The organism is Mycobacterium sp. 852002-51613_SCH5001154 (assembly GCF_001667425.1).
GTDB lineage: Bacteria > Actinomycetota > Actinomycetes > Mycobacteriales > Mycobacteriaceae > Mycobacterium.
The window spans coordinates 59,829-76,399 of record NZ_LZII01000058.1 but is presented as its reverse complement, the minus strand read 5'-3'; the positions used below and the strand labels follow the sequence as shown (position 1 = coordinate 76,399).

Below are 16,571 nucleotides of genomic sequence, written 5' to 3'. Positions count from 1 at the left end.
CTCCGCCGGCGTGACACAGTGCACCCGTGTCACCGGCCCTGCTCTCTACCTACGCGCTGGACCCGGCCATGCCGGTGTTGCTGCGGCCCGACGGCGACGTTCAGGTCGGTTGGGACCCCCGCCGCGCCGTGCTGGTGCGTCCGCCGGGCGGCCTGGCCCCGCCGGAGCTGGCCGCGTTGCTGCGGTCCATGCGATCACCGACGCCGCTATCGGAGCTACAGCGCCGGGCCGCCGACCGCGGCCTGCAGGACGTTGAGGGGCTGACGCACCTGGTCGCCCAGCTCGTCGGCGCGGGCGTCGCGACCGAATGCGCGAAGTCCCGCGGTCGGGCGCCGGGCATCCGGATCCACGGCCGCGGACCGCTCTCCGAGCTGCTCGTCGAGGCATTGCGCTGCTCGGGCGCCCGCGTCGCCCACAGCAGCCAACCGCACGCCGCGGTGTCGGCGACGGCCGTCGACCTGGTGGTCCTGTCCGACTACCTGGTCGCCGATCCGCGCATGGTCCGCGACCTGCACACCCAGGGTGTCCCCCACCTGCCGGTCCGGGTCCGCGACGGCATCGGGCTGGTCGGTCCGCTGGTCATCCCCGGCACGACCAGCTGCCTGGGCTGCGCCGACCTGCACCGCCGGGACCGCGACGCAGCGTGGCCGGCCATCTCGGCGCAGCTGCGGGAAACCGTCGGTGTCGCCGACCGGGCCACGTTGCTGGCGACCGCCGCGCTGGCGCTCAGCCAGGTGAACCGGGTGATCGCTGCCGTTCGCAGGCAGGAGGCGGTGCCCGATCCCGGTCCGCCCCAGACGCTGAACGCCACGCTGGAATTCGATCTCAACGCCGGCGCGATCGTCGTGCGGCGATGGACCCGACATCCGTTGTGCCAGTGCTGAACCGGGCTGCTAGCCCAGCCGGCCCTGGTCCGGAACGTCCGTCGACACCGCCTCGTATGCGGTCGCGAGCTGCTGCAGGATCTCCGCGGTCAAGGTGCGGTCGGTTCGATGTTTGTCCAGCGTTTCGATGATCGCCCTGAACAAGGAGTCAGCGGCGTCGTGCTGCGATTGCTTTGCTGCCATGGCCTGGTCGATACCGCCCTTCGGATGCGTCCTACGACGGGTCGCCGACTGCGACCCGCAAGGCACAACCTAGGGCCCGCGCCTCCAGCCGTGCGCCGACGAAGTGTTGTGAAGATCAAGCGCGAGCCGCGTCGGCCGTCATGGATGATGGATACGTGGCAGACATCAAACGCGGCCGCGCGGCGCGGAACGCGAAGCTGGCCAGCATCCCGGTCGGCTTCGCCGGCCGGGCGGCGCTCGGCTTCGGTAAGCGGCTGACCGGCAAGTCGAGGGACGAAGTCCAGGCCGAGCTGATGGAGAAAGCCGCCAACCAGCTGTTCACCGTTCTGGGCGAGCTCAAGGGCGGAGCGATGAAGGTGGGCCAGGCCCTGTCGGTGATGGAGGCCGCCATCCCGGACGAGTACGGCGAGCCCTACCGCGAGGCGTTGACCAAGCTGCAGAAGGACGCCCCGCCGCTGCCCGCCCACAAGGTGCACCGGGTGCTCGACGCCCAGCTGGGCACCAAGTGGCGCGAGCGGTTCAGTTCGTTCGACGACAAACCGATTGCCTCGGCGAGCATCGGCCAGGTGCACAAGGCGGTCTGGGCCGACGGGCGCTTGGTGGCCGTCAAGATCCAGTACCCGGGCGCGGACGAGGCGCTGCGCGCCGACTTGAAAACCATGCAGCGTCTGGTCGGCGTGGTCAAACAGCTCGCCCCCGGCGCCGACGTCCAGGGCATCGTCGACGAGCTGATCGAGCGCACCGAGATGGAGCTCGACTACCGGCTGGAGGCCGACAACCAACGCGCCTTCGCCAAGGCCTACGAGGGCCACCCGCACTTCGTCATACCGCACGTCGTGGCCAGCGCCCCAAAGGTCGTGGTGCAGGAGTGGATCGAGGGGTTGCCGTTGGCGGAGATCATCCGCAACGGGACGCGTGAGCAGCGCGACCTGATCGGCACCCGGCTGCTCGAGCTCACCTTCGACGCGCCGCGCCGGCTGGGAATGCTGCACGGCGACGCCCACCCGGGGAACTTCATGCTGCTCCCCGACGACCGGATGGGCGTCATCGACTTCGGCGCCGTCGCGCCCCTGCCCGGCGGCTACCCCATCGAGCTCGGGATGACGATCCGGTTGGCCCGCGACAAGAACTACGACCTGCTGTTGCCGACGATGGAGAAGGTCGGCTTCATCCAGAAGGGCCAGCAGGTGTCGGTGCGCGACATCGACGAGATGCTGCGCCAGTACGTCGAGCCCATCGAGGTCGACGTCTTCCACTACACGCGCAAGTGGCTGCAGCGCATGACGGTCGGCCAGATCGACCGGTCGGTGTCGCAGATCAAGACGGCCCGGCAGATGGACCTGCCGCCCAAGCTGGCCATTCCGATGCGCGTCATCGCGTCCGTGGCCGCGATTCTGTGCCAGCTGGACGCGCGGGTGCCGATCAAGCGGCTGTCCGAGGAGCTGATCCCGGGCTTCGCCGAGCCCGACAGCGCGGTCGTCTAGGCCGCGACCCCGTCTTTGCGGGGACGTCCGCGCGGTCGTTTGAAGCCCAGGATCGAGCCCCGGTCGATGATCTCGCCGCCCCACACACCCCAGGGCTCGGCCCGCTCCAGCGCAGACGCCAGGCACTGGCGCCGAATCGGGCAGCCCACGCAGAGCGCCTTGGCGCGCTCGAGGTCGGCCGGGGTCTCGGCGAACCAAAGGTCGGGATCGCCGGTGTGACACGGCAATACCCGCGACGACTGTCTGGGGACTGTCAGAGCCGACATGTCCTGCTCACCTGCTTCCTGGTCGGGGCTTCCTTTTGGTGATCCGGACCAGGTAGCGGGCTTGGAAAAACGTTGCCCCTAAAACTGTGGCCACGGATCCTTGACTTCGGGTCCGTGGCCATTCGGTGAAAACCGGGGAGTTACGTGGCCATTCGGTGGACCTCGAGTCGCGCGGACGCGTTCGTCGCGGCGGCGGCGCGATGCTTGAGCGCGGCCGCCGGCGCGGCGGTGTCGGCGGCGTGCTTCAGCCCGGCCCCCCCGGCGGCCACGCCCACACCGAACGCGTCGCTGATCATCGTGGCCACCCTCCTTTCGTAGCGCCGGAACGCGGTTTCGAGGGTAAACGGTCCCCGCCCCGCACCACAACCGATTTTCTGACCTGCGCCTTCAGCGGTCAGCATGCACCAACCCCAGCACGTCAGGCCCGTACTGTTCGAGCTTGCGCGCGCCGATGCCGGGGATCGCGATCAGCGCGTCCTCGTCGCCGGGGCGCAGCTCGGCGATCGCGATCAGCGTGTTGTCGGTGAAGACGACATACGCGGGCACGTTCTGTTCCTTGGCGACGTCCAGCCGCCACGCCTTGAGCCGCAGCAGCAGCTCTTCGTCGACGTCGGCGGCGCACGTTTCGCAGCGCCGCAGCATGACCGCCGCGGAGGTGGACAGGTCCTTGTTGCAGATCCGGCAACGCGCCGGGGCGCCGCGGTTGCGCCGGGCCTTGCCCGGGGCGGCGTCGGCGCGGGCCTGCGGTGCGATGCCGTTGAGGAACCGCGAGGGCCTGCGACCCTGCCGCCCGCCGGGGCTGCGAGCCAGCGCCCAGCTGAGCGCCAAATGAATTCGCGCCCTGGTGATTCCGACATAGAGCAGCCGGCGCTCCTCCTCGACGGCCTCGCTTTCGGGGCCGTGCGCCAGCGCGTGCGAGATGGGCAGCGTGCCGTCGGCCAGCCCGACCAAGAACACCGCGTCCCACTCCAGGCCCTTGGCGGCGTGCAGCGAGGCCAGCGTGACGCCCTGCACCACGGGTGGGTGCCGCGCGTCGGCGCGCAGCCGGAGTTCGGCCAGCAGGCCCGGGAGTTCCAGCTGCGGGCGCTGGGCCACCTCGTCGTCGACCAGCTCGGCCAGCGCGGTCAGCGCCTCCCAACGCTCCCGGGCGCGGGTGCCGACGGGCGGCTCGGCCGTCAGCCCGAGGGGCTCCAGGACCGCCCGCACGACCGCAGGCAGCGGACCCTCGGCGCCGCGCTCGGCGGCCCGTTGCAGGGCCAACAACGCCTGCTTGATCTCCTGCCGGGTGAAGAACCCCTCGCCGCCGCGGACCTGATAGGGGATGGCGGCCTCGGTCAGCGCCTCCTCGTAGGCCTCGGACTGCGCGTTGACCCGGTACAGCACGGCGATCTCCGACGGCGGCGTGCCCGCCTCGATCAGCCGGGCGATCGAGGTGGCGACCGCGGCCGCCTCGGCCGGTTCGTCGGAATACTCGTGGAAGGACGGCGCCGGGCCCGGCGGACGCTGCCCGGACAGGTGCAGCTTGCTGCCGGCGACCCGGCCGCGGGCCGCGGCGATCACCTGGTTGGCCAGCGACACCACCTGCGGGGTCGAGCGGTAGTCGCGCTCGAGGCGAACAACGGTCGCGTCGGGATACCGCCGCGAAAAGTCGAGCAGGAACCGCGGTGAGGCCCCGGTGAACGAGTAGATGGTCTGGTTGGCGTCGCCGACGACGGTCAGGTCGTCCCGGTCGCCCAGCCACGCCGTAAGCACCCGCTGCTGCAGGGGCGTGACGTCCTGGTATTCGTCGACGACGAAGCAGCGGTAGCGGCCACGGAATTCGTCGGCCACGGCGGCGTCGTTTTCGATCGCGGCCGCGGTGTGCAGCAGCAGGTCGTCGAAATCGAGCAGTGTCACCGACTCGTCGCGGACCTTGAGCGCCTCGTAGGCGGCGTACACGGTCGCGACCCGGGCGGCGTCCAGCGGGATGTCCCGCCCCGCCTCGGCCACGGCGGCCGGGTAATCCTCGGGGCCGATCAGCGACGCCTTGGCCCACTCGATCTCGCCCGCCAGGTCGCGGACGTCATCGGTGCTGGCGTTGATCCGGGAGCGGCTGGCCGCCCGCGCCACGACGGCGAACTTGGTGTCCAGCAGCTGCCAGCCGGTGTCGCCGACCACCCGCGGCCAGAAATACCGCAGCTGCCGGTGCGCCGCGGCGTGAAACGTCAGCGCCTGCACCCCGCCGACGCCGGTGTCCGTGCCCGCGGAGGCGTCCAGTGTCCGCAACCGGGAACGCATCTCCCCCGCCGCCCGCTGGGTGAAGGTGACCGCCAGCACCTGCCCGGCCGCCACGTGACCGTTCGCCACCAGCTGCGCTATTCGGTGCGTGATGGTGCGGGTCTTGCCCGTCCCGGCGCCCGCGAGCACGCAGACCGGTCCGCGCGGAGCCAGCACGGCCTCGCGCTGCTCGTCGTCCAGTCCGGCGGTCAAAGCGTCGGCGACCATCGGCATGGCGTCCATCTTGGCAGCGGTTGCCGACAAACCGTGGCCCCGCACGGTGCGCGTCGGCGAGTCGCCGCAACGCGCCGGTATCGGTGTGCCGCGACCGCGGCGCGGAACATGTTGTCCCCGGGCTACGTTAACCAGCTATGACCAACGCCCCGCTCACCGTCTACACAACCTCATGGTGTGGCTACTGCCACCGGCTCATGACCGTGTTGAAGTCCAACGGAATCCCCTATGAGGCGGTCGACATCGAAGACGATCCCGCCGCGGCGGAGTTCGTCGGCTCGGTGAACGGCGGTAACAGGACGGTTCCGACGGTGAAGTTCGCCGACGGGTCCACGCTGACCAACCCGAGCGTGGCCGAGGTCAAGGCCAAGCTGGCCGAAGCCGGCGCCTAGGGCGTCGGGCGGGCGCGCGCCGGCTCAGTCGAATGCCGCCCAGGATTCGATGATCACGCGGGCGATCGAGATCGACCCGGGCAGCAACAGTTTCGAGTCCGCCGAGCTGGACCAGTCCCCTGCCGCCAGCGCCGTGCGCACTTCGTCGCGGGTGAACCACGCCGCCTCGGCGATCTCCCCGTCGTTGAACGAGAAGTCCTCGCCGGGATCCGCGACCGCGTGGAAGCCGACCATGAGCGAGCGCGGGAACGGCCACGGCTGGCTGCCCAGGTAGCGCACGTTGCGCACCGTGAGGCCGATTTCCTCGCGGATCTCACGAGCGACGCAGCCTTCGAACGATTCACCGGCCTCGACGAATCCGGCCAGCAGCGAGAACATCCGCTCCGGCCACACCGCCTGGCGAGCCAGCACCGCACGGTCGCCGCCGTCGTGGACCAGGCAGATCACCGCCGGGTCGATGCGCGGGAACTCCTCGTGGCCGGTGACCGGGTTGACCCGCGCCCAGCCCGCCCGGGCCGGCCTCGTCGGCGAGCCGTCCACCGAGCTGAACCGGGCGCTGTCATGCCAATTGAGCAGCGCGACGGCGCACGACACCAGCTGACTGCTGGTGTCGTCGAGGATCGAGCCGAGGCCGCGCAGGTTCACCACCTCGGCGCGCACCCCCGGGTCCTCCGGCGCCTCGAGCGCGCCGCGGATGGCCCACACGTGGCGGCCGTCGTCGAGGCGGCCGAGGAACACCGCTTCCGGTGGCGGCTTGTCGGCCAGCTTGGCCGCGGCGCCCAGCACCACCCGGCCGTCGGCGATGAGCACCTGACTGCGCGAGTCCACCCGCAGCAGCGCCGCGTCCGCCCACCCCGCGGTGGCCGCTTCGACGTCGGTGCGCAGCTGGTCGGCCCGGTCGGCGCCGACCCGCGACAGCAGCGGAACGTTCCGCAGCTGGAAATCCGCGATCGCCACTAGTGCCCGGCCTGCCGGATGTACAGCAGCCGGTCGTTGGCCTCGACGGCGTCCACCTCGGGCGCGCCGATGCGCAGCAGGTGGCCGTCGCGCACCACACCCAGCACGATGTCGCGCAGATGCCGTGGGGAACCGCCGACCTCGGTCGGCTCCACCTCGCGCTCGGCGATGGCCAGCCCGAAGTCGGGTGTCAGCAGGTCCTCGATCATCTCCACGACGCTCGGTGTGGTGGTGGCAAGCCCGAGCAGCCGCCCGGCGGTCGCCGAGGAGACCACCACCGAGTCCGCTCCCGATTGCTGCAGCAGGTGCTGGTTTTCGGCCTCCCGGATCGACGCCACGATCTTGGCGTTGGGCGCGAGCTCCCGCGCGGTCAGAGTGACCAGCACCGCGGTGTCGTCGCGGCTGGTGGCGACGATGATCGAGGCCGCATGTTGCGCCCCGGCCAGCCGCAGCACGTCGGCCTTGGTGGCGTCGCCGTGCACGGTGACCAGCCCCGCGCCGGCGGCGTGCTCGAGGGTGGTGCGGTCCGTGTCAACGACGACGACCTCCCCCTGGGCGGCCTCGTCGCCGAGGATCGCGGCGACGGCCGTTTTGCCCTTGGTGCCGTAGCCGATCACGATCGTGTGGTTGCGCACTCTGCTCCTCCAACGCTGAATCTTCCACCCTTGGCGGGACCGCTCGGAGAGGACTTCGAGGGTTGTACCGACCAACACGGCCAGGAACGCGATCCGAAGCGCGGTAAAAATCAGGGTGTGAACCAAACGCGCGGTCTCGGTGTACGGGGTGATGTCGCCGTAACCGGTCGTCGACAGTGACACCGCGGAGAAGTACATGGCGTCGAGGAAGGTCAGCGGCTGGCCGCGGACGTCGCGGTACCCGTTGCGGTCCAGATAGACGATGACGGCCGCGGCGAACAACACCACCAGCGCGATGACCACGCGGCGGGTGATGACGCGGATGGGGCTGGCGTGATCCTCGGGGATGCGCACCACGCCCACCAACTGGTGGCCTCGCTGCGCGGTCAGCGCTTCATCCAGACCGGTCAGTTGCCGGGACTTACCGTTGCGCACGGCGGTCCGTTATGGGCTCAACGCCAGCGCAGGAGTCATGCACGACTCAATGTAACCACGATCGCCACCGCGGTACCCTGGCAGCGCGAAGTCAGCCGGCGGCGGGCTCGGCCAGCAACCCGGCCAGTTCAGCGGGGGCGGGCAGATCGTCGGGAGCCACCGTGGTGCGGGCGCGGACGTAATAGAAGGCCGTCCGCACCGACGATTCCGGAACACCGGCCAGGGCGGCCCACGCCAGGCGGTAGACGGCGAGCTGGACGGCGGCCTGGCGCATGGCTTCCCGCCCGTGCGGTGGTTCGCCCGTCTTCCAGTCCACGACCGTCGCGCCCCCGTCGGGGTCGGCGAACACCGCGTCGATTCGGCCGCGCACCAGGGTGTCGCCGATGGACATCTCGAACGGCACCTCGACGGCGATGGGAGTGCGGGTCGCCCAGGGCGATTCGGTGAATGCGGCCTGCAACGCGGCCAGTTCCCGGGTGTCGCCGACGTCGGAGTCCGCCGCACCCGGCAGGTCCGCGAGATCGAAGAGACACTCGGCGCCGTAGAACCGCTGGACCCAGGCGTGAAAGGCGTTGCCCAGCAACGCATGCGGGTCAGGCCTGGTCGGCAGCCGATGCCTGAGCCGCTGTGCGGCGCCCGCGGGATCTCGCGCCAGCTCCACCAGGCCGCTGACCGACAACTGACTCGGCAGCGCGCCGGTGGGCGGTTCGACCAACCGCGCCCGCTCGGCAAGTAACGCGTCGACGTCGGCCGCCCACCCCTCGATGTCGGCACCTTCCCCACCGGTGCCGCCCGACATCGCCCGGGTCACCAACGCGGCGCCGCGCTCGACGTCACCGCGCCGGGCCAACGGTTCGGCCGGCCAGAACGCCTCGACGATGTTGTCACGCAACGGGTTACGATCGCCGTCCGCCGGCGCGGGCGCCCACTGATCCACCACCCCGCAGGGCGCCCCGGCCCCGGCCGAACGGTCGATGACCTCCTTGACCTCGCACAGGAAATCCGAGGGGCCGCGCGGTTTGATGCCGGAGGCCCCCCAGTGATGACCCGATACCAGCAGGGTGTCCTCGGCCCGGGTGACGGCGACATACAGCAGCCGGCGTTCCTCGTCGACGCGCCGCTGATCGAGCTGGCGACGATGGCCGGAGATCTTGTCGGACAACTGCTTTCGATTCGTGACGTCAGAGGTGTCCAGCACCGGGATGCCCAGCGCGCCCGCCGAGGCACGGTCGCCCCGCAGCAGCGGCGGCAGCTCGGCCGCGTCGGTGAGCCAGCTGCTCCTGGACGCGCTCGAGGGGAAGATTCCGCCCGACAGGTGTGCCACCGCCACGACCTGCCACTCCAACCCCTTCGCGGAGTGCACCGTGAGCACCTGGACGCGGTCGCGCGCGGCCACCAATGGGGCAGGCGGCAAACCGTTCTCGACGGACTCCGCCACGTCCAGGAAGGCCAGCAGGCCCGACACCGATGCCGCGCTGCGACGGTCCGGCGCGCCGGCGGCGTCGGCTTGTTCGGCGTATCCGGCGACGACGTCGGCGAACGCGTCGAGGTGTTCGGTGCCGGCCCAGCCCACGTCCGCTCCCGCCGCGGCGCGGACCTCGCAGTCGACACCCAGCACGCGGCGCACCTCGGCGACCAGGTCCGGCAGGGAGTGGTCCAGGTGGCCGCGCAGGGCACGCAGTTCGCCGGCCAGTGCGGCGATGCGCTGATATCCCGCGGCCGAATACCCTTCGGGCGGGCCGGGATCGGCGATGGCGTCGGCCAGGCACGCCGTGTCGGCGTCCGGGCCGGCGGACATCGCGATCGCCTCGGGCGCGGATGCCCCGCCGGCGCCCAGCCCTTCGCCGAGTTTCCGGGCGCGCCGCCAGAGCGCGGCGATGTCCCGGCCCCCGAGGCGCCAGCGCGGACCCGTGAGCACCCGCATCGCCGCCGCGCCCGCGGTCGGGTCGGCGACGAGCCGCAGCATGGCCACGACGTCGGCAACCTCGGGGATGGACAGCAGCCCCGCCAATCCGACGACCTCGACCGGGACTCCACGGGCGCGCAGGGCGTCGGCGATGGGGGCGGCGTCGGCGTTGCGGCGCACCAGAACCGCGGCGGTCGGCGGGCTCACCCCGTCGTCCCCGGCCGCCCGGTACCGCGCGGCGAGCTCGTCGGCGATCCACTCGCGTTCGGCGTGCACATCGGGAAGCAGCGCGCAGCGGACCGTTCCGGGCGGGGCGTCCGGGCGCGGCCGCAGCGCGTGCACCGCGACCGACCGGCGGCGTGCCTCCGCCGAGATCGCGTTGGCCAGTTGCAGGGTCCGCGGCGGGTTGCGCCAGCTGGTCCGCAGCTCCAGGACCGGCGCGGGGGTGCCGTCGGAGAGGGGGAAGTCGGTGGTGAAGCGCGGGAGATTGGTCGCCGAGGCGCCGCGCCAGCCGTAGATCGACTGAATCGGGTCGCCGACGGCGGTCAGGGCCAACCCGTCGTCGACGCCACTGCCGAACAAGCCCGACAGCGCGACCCGCTGGGCGTGCCCGGTGTCCTGGTACTCGTCGAGCAGCACCACCCGGTAGCGGCCGCGCAGGTCGGCGCCGACCTGCGGGAAATTCGCCGCCAGCCGCGCCGCGCAGGCCATCTGCACGCCGAAGTCCATCGTCTTAGCGGCACGCATGCGCTCGTTCAGCGCGTCGAGCAGCGGAACCAGCTCGGCGCGCTGGGTCTGGGTGGCCAGCAGCCGCAGCAACCACTGGCTGGGGCCGCGGTCGCGCTGATAGGGGCCCGGCGGCAGCGCGTGGATCAGCCGCTCCAGCTCCACATGGGTATCGCTGAGCTGGCGGGTGTCCACCAGGTGTTCGGCCAGCTGACCCCACAGCCGCAGCACCATCGACGTGACCGCGGCGGGGGTCTTGTCGGTGCGCAGCTCGCCCCGGTACCCGCTGACCACGTCGAAGGCCAGCTGCCACAGCTCGGTCTCGCCGAGCAGCCGGGTGTCGGGCTCGATGGGCAGCAACAGCCCGTAGTCGCGGATCAGCGAACCGGCGAACGCGTGGTAGGTGCTGACCGTCGGCGCGGCCGCCGGCTCCGCGGGAGCCGGGCCGTCGGGACCCAGGCCGACGCCGGCCAGCCTGGCGAGCCGGGACCGCACGCGGCGCAGCAGCTGGCCGGCGGCCTTGCGGGTGAACGTCAGCCCGAGCACCTGGCCGGGTTCGGCGTAGCCGTTGGCGACGAGCCACACCACGCGGGCGGCCATGGTCTCGGTCTTGCCGGCGCCGGCGCCGGCGATGACGACAAGCGGCCCGGGCGGTGCCGCGATGACGGCGGACTGCTCGTCGGTGGGCGGGAAAAGCCCGAGCGCACCGGCCAATTCGGCCGGGCTGTAGCGCGGGTTCACTGCGCCGCCCCGTCGGCGTGCGCCGGACACGAGGGCCGCAGCGGGCAGTGCGAGCAGCCATCGTTGCGCCGGGCGATGAACCGGGGCCCGGCGGTCGCCTCGGCGGCGCGCCGGACCAGCCGGCGCCACTCGTCGCGGGCGGCCGGTGTCAGCGGATCCTGCTCGCGTTCGGTGGCGCCCGAGGCCCCGGACTTGCCCAGGTAGACCAGCCGCGCCCCGCCGGGCTCCGACCCGGCGGCGACCATGCCCTCGGCCACCGCCAGCTGATACATCGCCAGCTGGGCGTGCTGTTGGGCATCGTCCTTGCTGACCGGCGTTTTGCCGGTCTTGATGTCGACGATCACCAGCCGGCCGGCGGCATCGCGCTCCAACCGGTCGACCCGGCCGCACAGCCGGATCTCGCCGCCTCGAGGGGCACCGTCGCCGGATGTTGTCAGGGTGCCGTCGATCTCGACCTCGACGCCGACCTCGGTCAGCGCGCCCCGGGTCTGGGCCCGCCACTCGACTAAGGCCTCGATCATCGCGCGATGCCGCGCCAGTTCGTTGGCCGAATGCCACTGCGCCTCGAAGGGCAGATGCCGCCAGGCCCGGTCCAGCTCGGCCAGCAATTCGGATTCGCTGCGCTGCGGTTCGGCGATCAGGGCGTGCAGCACCGACCCGACGGTGGAGCGCAGGTCGCGCGGGTTGGTGCCACCGTGCCGTTCGGCCAGCCAGCGCAGCGGGCAGTCGTTGAGCATCTGCAGGGTCGACGGGGTCAGGGTGACGGCATCGTCGTCGCCGCGCAGGGGTTCGCTGGTGCTGACCGGGATCAGGCCGTGCCAGCCGGCCGGATCGGCACCCGGGACGCCGGCGCGGGCCAGCCGCGCCAATTGCGTTGCGGCACAAGCGCGGGCCGTGTCGTCGACCGTGCCGTCGGGCGCGCACACCACGCCGCGCAACCGGCCGACCAGCGCGGTGGCCGACAGCACCCGGGGCGCCGAGATGGGTTGCGCGGCAGCGAGATCGCCGCCGCCATCGGTCCACTGGGCGAGTTCGTAGCAGAACGACGACGGCAGCGCGGCCTCGTTGTCCCCGCCGCCCGTGTCGCCGTCCACGGCGGTCACCAGCAACCGGCGGCGGGCCCGGCCCATCGCCGCCACCAGCAGCCGTCGCTCCTCGGCCAGCAGCGGCGCCCGCACCGACGCGTCCTCGGTGACGCCGTCGAGCACGTCCAGCAACCGCTGGGTGCCCAGCACACCGCCGCGCGGAACGGTGTTGGGCCACAAGCCTTCTTGCAGCCCGGCGATGACCACCAGGTCCCATTCGTGTCCCAGCGCGGCGTGCGCGCTGAGCACCCGCACCTGCTCCACCGGTGACACCGGATCCTGGTTCACGCTCGGCAGGTGAAGCGCGGCGACGTGCTCGACGAGACCGCGCAGCGACGCACCCGACGTGCGGGACACGTACTGCTCGGTGATGTCGAACAGCGCGGTCACCGCCTCCAGGTCCCGGGTGGCCTGGGCGCCGGCGGGGCCGCCGCGCTCGGCGGCCGACAGCCAACGACGCTGCAGGCCGGACCGGTGCCAGGCGGCCCACAGCGTGTAGCGCGGGTCTTGGCCCGCCCGATGGCAGCGCGCCGCGGCGTCCAGCACCGCGCGCACCCGCTGCAGCGGGCGGAACTGCGGGCCCGGTGGCGGTGGGTCGGCGGACAGCGCCTCGGCCAGCAGCTGCGCGACATCGCCCGGCGCGCGACCCGGGTTGGCGCGCCGCAGCGTTCGGCGCAGCTGGCGCAGCGAAACCGGGTCGACCCGACCGATGGGACCGGTCAGCAGCGCCAGGGCCCGTTCGCCGTCGAGCCCGTCGGCGGTGGCCGCCAGGACGGTGAGCAGCGCCCGGGCCGCCGGCTCGTCGGACAGCGGTCCGCTGGTCGCGGGCGCGGCCACCGGCACCCCGGCGGCGGCCAGCGCGCGGGGCAACCGCGCGCCCGCCCGTGGCACCGACCGGACGACGACCGCCATCTGCGACCACGGCACCCCGTCGACCAGGTGCGCACGCCGAAGGGCGTCGGCAATCATCGCCGCCTCCGCGTGCGCCGACGCCGCCAGGCGCACCGTGACCGAGCCCTCCTCGGGCCCGCTGCCCTCGATCCGCTTGCCGCCGCTGCCGCCGGGCAGCCGGTGCGCGATGCCGCTGACGGCGCGCGCCACCGCCGGGGCGCAGCGGTGCGAGACCGTCAACGTCACCGACGGCGAATCCCCGTCGAAGAGGCCGGCGGATTCGCCGCCCCGGAAGCCGAACACCGCCTGATTGGGGTCTCCGGCGATCACGGCCAGCTCGGCGCCCGCCGCCAGCACCCGGACCAGGCGGGCTGCCTGCGGGTCGAGCTGCTGGGCGTCGTCGACCAACAAGACCCGCACCCGGCCCCGCTCGGCGGCCAGCAGCTCGGGATCGACCGCGAAGGCCTCCAGGGCGGCGCCCACCAGTTCCGCGGCGCCCAACGCGGGCGTCGTCGCCTGCGGTGCCGCCGTCCCGACCGCCGCCCGCAGCAGCATCACCTGCTCGTATTGGCGGGCGAACTGGCCGGCGGCCGTCCACTCCGGGCGCCGGCACCGACGGCCCAGGCGCTCCAGCTCCTGCGGATCAACGCCCCGTTCGGCGCAGCGCGCCAACATATTTCGCAGCTCGGTGGCGAAGCCCGCGGTGGCCAGCGCGGGTTGCAGATGGGCGGGCCACGCCGTCGCCGCGCGCGGCCCGTCCTCGAGGTCGCCGGCCAGCAGCTCCCGGATGATCGCGTCCTGTTCGGCGCTGGTGACCAGCCGCGGGGGCGCGTCGCCGGCACGCTCGGCGGCCCGCCGCAGCACCGCGTAGGCATAGCCGTGCACGGTCCGCACCAACGGTTCGCGGACGGCGGCCCGGCAGGGCCCGATCGAACGCGCCCGCAACAACGCCGTCGTCAAGGTGCTGCGCGCCTGCATGCCCAGCCGGCCGGAACCGGTAAGCAGCAGAACCGATTCCGGGTCGAGACCGGCGTCGATCCGGGCGACCGCCGCCTCGACCAGCAGGCTGCTCTTACCGGTGCCCGGCCCGCCCACCACCCGGACCGGCCCGCGCACGCCGGGCGCCAGAAGCGCCCGCGCCCCGGTGTCCCAGATGTACGACATGGCTGCATGCAATCAGCAGGGTCTGACAAGTCGCGCGGCCCGCGCCGCCGCCGACCCCTACGCTGGAGGCCGCAAGCAGCTCGACGAAAGGTGAGGAGGTAGGTGATCGTGACGAACGTCGAACCCGGTTTTCCCAGCGACGAAGCGCCCGAAGGTGACGCCGCGGAACAATTGCAACCCGTCGACTTCGACGACGGGGTCGGCCTGGACACCGAGTATCTGACAGCTGCCGACCGCGAGGCCAACGAGGCCGACGTGATCGAGCAGGCCTACATCGTCCCCACCGAGGACGACTGGGACGAACGCTGACCCGCCCACCGCGAGTGGCCGTGGCGGCGGCTGGCACGATCGACGGGTGACCGCTGATCTCCATGTGCACCGCTACGGCCTGCCGGGTCCGGTGCGAGTACTGGCGCTGCACGGCCTGACCGGTCACGGGCAGCGCTGGCAGCAGCTGGCCGGGCTAATGCCCGAAATCACCTTCGCGGCACCGGATTTGATCGGTCACGGCCGGTCGTCGTGGGCGGCGCCGTGGAGCATCGACGCCAACCTTGCGGCGATGGCCACGCTGCTCGACGACGAGGCCGTGGCGCCGGTACTGGTGGTGGGGCACTCCTTCGGCGGCGCGCTGGCCATGCAGCTGGCCGCGATGCGGCCGGACCGGGTGGCGGCGCTGTTGCTGCTGGACCCGGCGGTCGGATTGGACGGCGCGTGGATGCGCCAGATCGCCGACGCGATGTTGGCCTCGCCCGACTACCCCGACGCCGAGGAAGCGCGCCTGGAAAAGCTGAACGGCTCCTGGTCGGACGTCGACCCCGCGCTGCTCGATGCCGAGATCGACGAGCATCTGGTCGAGTTGCCGGGCGGCCGGTACGGCTGGCGGGTGAGCCTGCCGGCGATGATGTCCTACTGGAGCGAGCTGGCCCGTGACATCGTGTTCCCGCCGGCCGGGACGCCGACGGTCCTGGTGCGGGCCAAGCGCACCTCGCCGCCGTACGTCGGCGAGAACCTCATCGCCGGGCTCCAGGACCGGTTGGGATCCGATTTCCGGCTACTGGATTTCGATTGCAACCACATGGTGCCCTACGCCGCGCCCGCGGAGGTCGCCGCGCTGACGCGCGAGCTACTGGAAGCCCGCTGATCGTGGCGCCGGTGACCGACGAGCAGGTCGAGCGGGTGCGCACGCTGGTCGCGGCGATTCCGCCGGGCAGGGTCGCCACCTACGGCGACATCGCCGACGTCGCAGGGCTTTCCAGCCCGCGCATCGTCGGCTGGATCATGCGGACCGACTCCTCGGACCTGCCGTGGCACCGGGTGATCACCGCGTCGGGGCGCCCGGCGCCTCATCTGACCACCCGGCAGCTGGAGCTGCTGCGGGCCGAGGGCGTCCTGGCCACCGACGGCCGGATCGCGTTGCGCGAGGTTCGTTTCGACTTCGAACGCTAGAGCACCAGTCGCACCAGCGCCGCGGTGCGGGCCAGCCCGGGGAATGCCTCAGCGGTCGACCGTGGGTGCAGCGCATGAACCGCCAGACGAAACATCAAGGCGCGCAACAACATCTGCGGCCACTCGGGCAGCGCGTTCCAACGTTCGATGAGTCCGTCGTCGGCCTCGCCCCAGGACAGCGCGTCCACGACGACCACACCGGCCGCCCACGACGCGGGCCGCCAGTACGGGGTGATGTCGGTGATGCCCGGGGCGGCGGTGCCGATGAAAAGCACTGTCCCGTAAAGATCTCCGTGCACCAGCTGGTTCGGGCTCTTGGTCGGCCGGCGCAGGGTGGCCAGCTGGTTGATCAGCTCCACCGACCGCTCGGCGTCGGCCGTCGGCGGTGCCGTCCGGGCGCCAGGGGGCACCGAGGCCAACGGCCGTTCCTCCCAGGCGGCGCGGTCGGCGGCGATGAAGATGTCCACGTCGCCCCACGGCGCGGTGGGGCCCTGGGTCAGAAATCGGGGCCGTTCCAGTTTGCCGGTCGCCTCGTGCAGGCGCACCGCCGCCGAGACGACCTCGTCATGCCGCGGTTCGGGCGTGCCGGCGACGAAGGTATCCGCCCGCCACCCCGAAACCACGTATCGCCCGTCCGTCGAGCGGACCGGGCGGGCCAGCCGAACACCGTCGACGAACAGCGTCTCCCGCACCCGGGCCGACCAGGCCGCCCGGGCGTGATCGGCCACCAGCGACAGGACGACCTCACCGCAGCGCCAGCCGCCTTCCCAGCTAGCCCCCAGATAGACGGGCTTGACACCGGTCAAACCAAACGCCGCCAGCACGTGCTCCGGCGGCGGTTCGACATTCACACGGGTAGCCTAGACGAGGTCACCTGCCCTATCGG

15 protein-coding genes are annotated in these 16,571 nt (G+C 72.1%); 6 read left to right on the top strand and 9 right to left on the bottom strand.

The genetic code is table 11. The features are described from left to right. Positions 1 to 68 precede the first annotated feature (68 nt). On the top strand, positions 69 to 884 hold the full coding sequence (locus A5750_RS16580) for a cyclodehydratase (RefSeq protein ID WP_066956279.1): 816 nt from the start codon (positions 69 to 71) through the stop codon (positions 882 to 884). Between the two features lie 9 nt (positions 885 to 893). Here the strand turns inward: A5750_RS16580 and A5750_RS26150 are convergent, their stop codons facing one another. Next, on the bottom strand, positions 894 to 1,067 hold the full coding sequence (locus A5750_RS26150; protein WP_197505442.1) for a hypothetical protein: 174 nt from the start codon (positions 1,065 to 1,067) through the stop codon (positions 894 to 896). Between the two features lie 140 nt (positions 1,068 to 1,207). On the opposite strand from A5750_RS26150, the gene A5750_RS16575 reads away from it, so the two are divergent. After that, positions 1,208 to 2,551, top strand: coding sequence for an AarF/ABC1/UbiB kinase family protein (locus tag A5750_RS16575; protein ID WP_066956101.1), 1,344 nt, complete (start codon positions 1,208 to 1,210; stop codon positions 2,549 to 2,551). On the opposite strand, the gene A5750_RS16570 is transcribed toward A5750_RS16575, so the two are convergent. From A5750_RS16570 to A5750_RS16565, 3 genes are all read right to left on the bottom strand, one after another. Continuing rightward, positions 2,548 to 2,817, bottom strand: a complete 270-nt coding sequence (locus A5750_RS16570) for a WhiB family transcriptional regulator (protein ID WP_067264299.1) — start codon at positions 2,815 to 2,817, stop codon at positions 2,548 to 2,550. The genes A5750_RS16575 and A5750_RS16570 overlap by 4 nt on opposite strands. Positions 2,818 to 2,957: 140 nt before the next feature. Beyond that, on the bottom strand, positions 2,958 to 3,113 hold the full coding sequence (locus A5750_RS26145) for a hypothetical protein (protein WP_197505446.1): 156 nt from the start codon (positions 3,111 to 3,113) through the stop codon (positions 2,958 to 2,960). Between the two features lie 91 nt (positions 3,114 to 3,204). Beyond that, entirely contained in the window at positions 3,205 to 5,307 is a 2,103-nt protein-coding gene (locus A5750_RS16565) for an ATP-dependent DNA helicase UvrD2 (protein WP_197505441.1), read from the bottom strand. A 137-nt stretch (positions 5,308 to 5,444) separates the two neighbouring features. Between A5750_RS16565 and mrx1 the strand changes: the two genes are divergently transcribed. Then, positions 5,445 to 5,699 (top strand): mycoredoxin Mrx1, encoded by a 255-nt coding sequence (gene mrx1, locus A5750_RS16560; RefSeq protein ID WP_067264296.1) that lies wholly within the window; start codon positions 5,445 to 5,447, stop codon positions 5,697 to 5,699. 24 nt (positions 5,700 to 5,723) lie between these two features. On the opposite strand, the gene nudC is transcribed toward mrx1, so the two are convergent. The 4 genes from nudC to A5750_RS16540 all read right to left on the bottom strand — a co-directional run bounded on the left by nudC (position 5,724) and on the right by A5750_RS16540 (position 14,239). Next, a complete protein-coding gene (gene nudC / locus A5750_RS16555; RefSeq protein ID WP_067264291.1) occupies positions 5,724 to 6,656 on the bottom strand; it encodes an NAD(+) diphosphatase in 933 nt (310 codons plus the stop codon). Beyond that, complete coding sequence (locus tag A5750_RS16550; protein WP_066956111.1) at positions 6,656 to 7,726, bottom strand: TrkA family potassium uptake protein; 1,071 nt, start codon at positions 7,724 to 7,726, stop codon at positions 6,656 to 6,658. The genes nudC and A5750_RS16550 overlap by 1 nt, the downstream gene beginning before the upstream one ends. A gap of 91 nt (positions 7,727 to 7,817) precedes the next feature. Next, positions 7,818 to 11,129, bottom strand: coding sequence for an ATP-dependent helicase (locus A5750_RS16545; RefSeq protein WP_369829490.1), 3,312 nt, complete (start codon positions 11,127 to 11,129; stop codon positions 7,818 to 7,820). Then, a complete protein-coding gene (locus tag A5750_RS16540; protein ID WP_067264288.1) occupies positions 11,096 to 14,239 on the bottom strand; it encodes an ATP-dependent DNA helicase in 3,144 nt (1,047 codons plus the stop codon). The genes A5750_RS16545 and A5750_RS16540 overlap by 34 nt, the downstream gene beginning before the upstream one ends. A 108-nt stretch (positions 14,240 to 14,347) precedes the next feature. Here A5750_RS16540 and A5750_RS16535 point away from each other — a divergent pair, with 108 nt between their 5' ends. The 3 genes from A5750_RS16535 to A5750_RS16525 are packed head-to-tail and all read left to right on the top strand — an operon-like array spanning position 14,348 to position 15,685. After that, positions 14,348 to 14,548 (top strand): hypothetical protein, encoded by a 201-nt coding sequence (locus A5750_RS16535; RefSeq protein ID WP_067264309.1) that lies wholly within the window; start codon positions 14,348 to 14,350, stop codon positions 14,546 to 14,548. A 46-nt stretch (positions 14,549 to 14,594) separates the two neighbouring features. Then, positions 14,595 to 15,380, top strand: coding sequence for an alpha/beta hydrolase (locus A5750_RS16530; protein ID WP_067264283.1), 786 nt, complete (start codon positions 14,595 to 14,597; stop codon positions 15,378 to 15,380). A 2-nt stretch (positions 15,381 to 15,382) separates the two neighbouring features. Next, the gene (locus A5750_RS16525) at positions 15,383 to 15,685 is read left to right on the top strand and encodes an MGMT family protein (protein ID WP_067264277.1); all 303 of its coding nucleotides are present in this window, start codon (positions 15,383 to 15,385) and stop codon (positions 15,683 to 15,685) included. On the opposite strand, the gene A5750_RS16520 is transcribed toward A5750_RS16525, so the two are convergent. Next, a complete protein-coding gene (locus A5750_RS16520) occupies positions 15,682 to 16,536 on the bottom strand; it encodes a TIGR02569 family protein (protein WP_066956122.1) in 855 nt (284 codons plus the stop codon). The two genes, A5750_RS16525 and A5750_RS16520, sit on opposite strands and share 4 nt — an antisense overlap. Between the last annotated feature and the right edge of the window lie 35 nt (positions 16,537 to 16,571).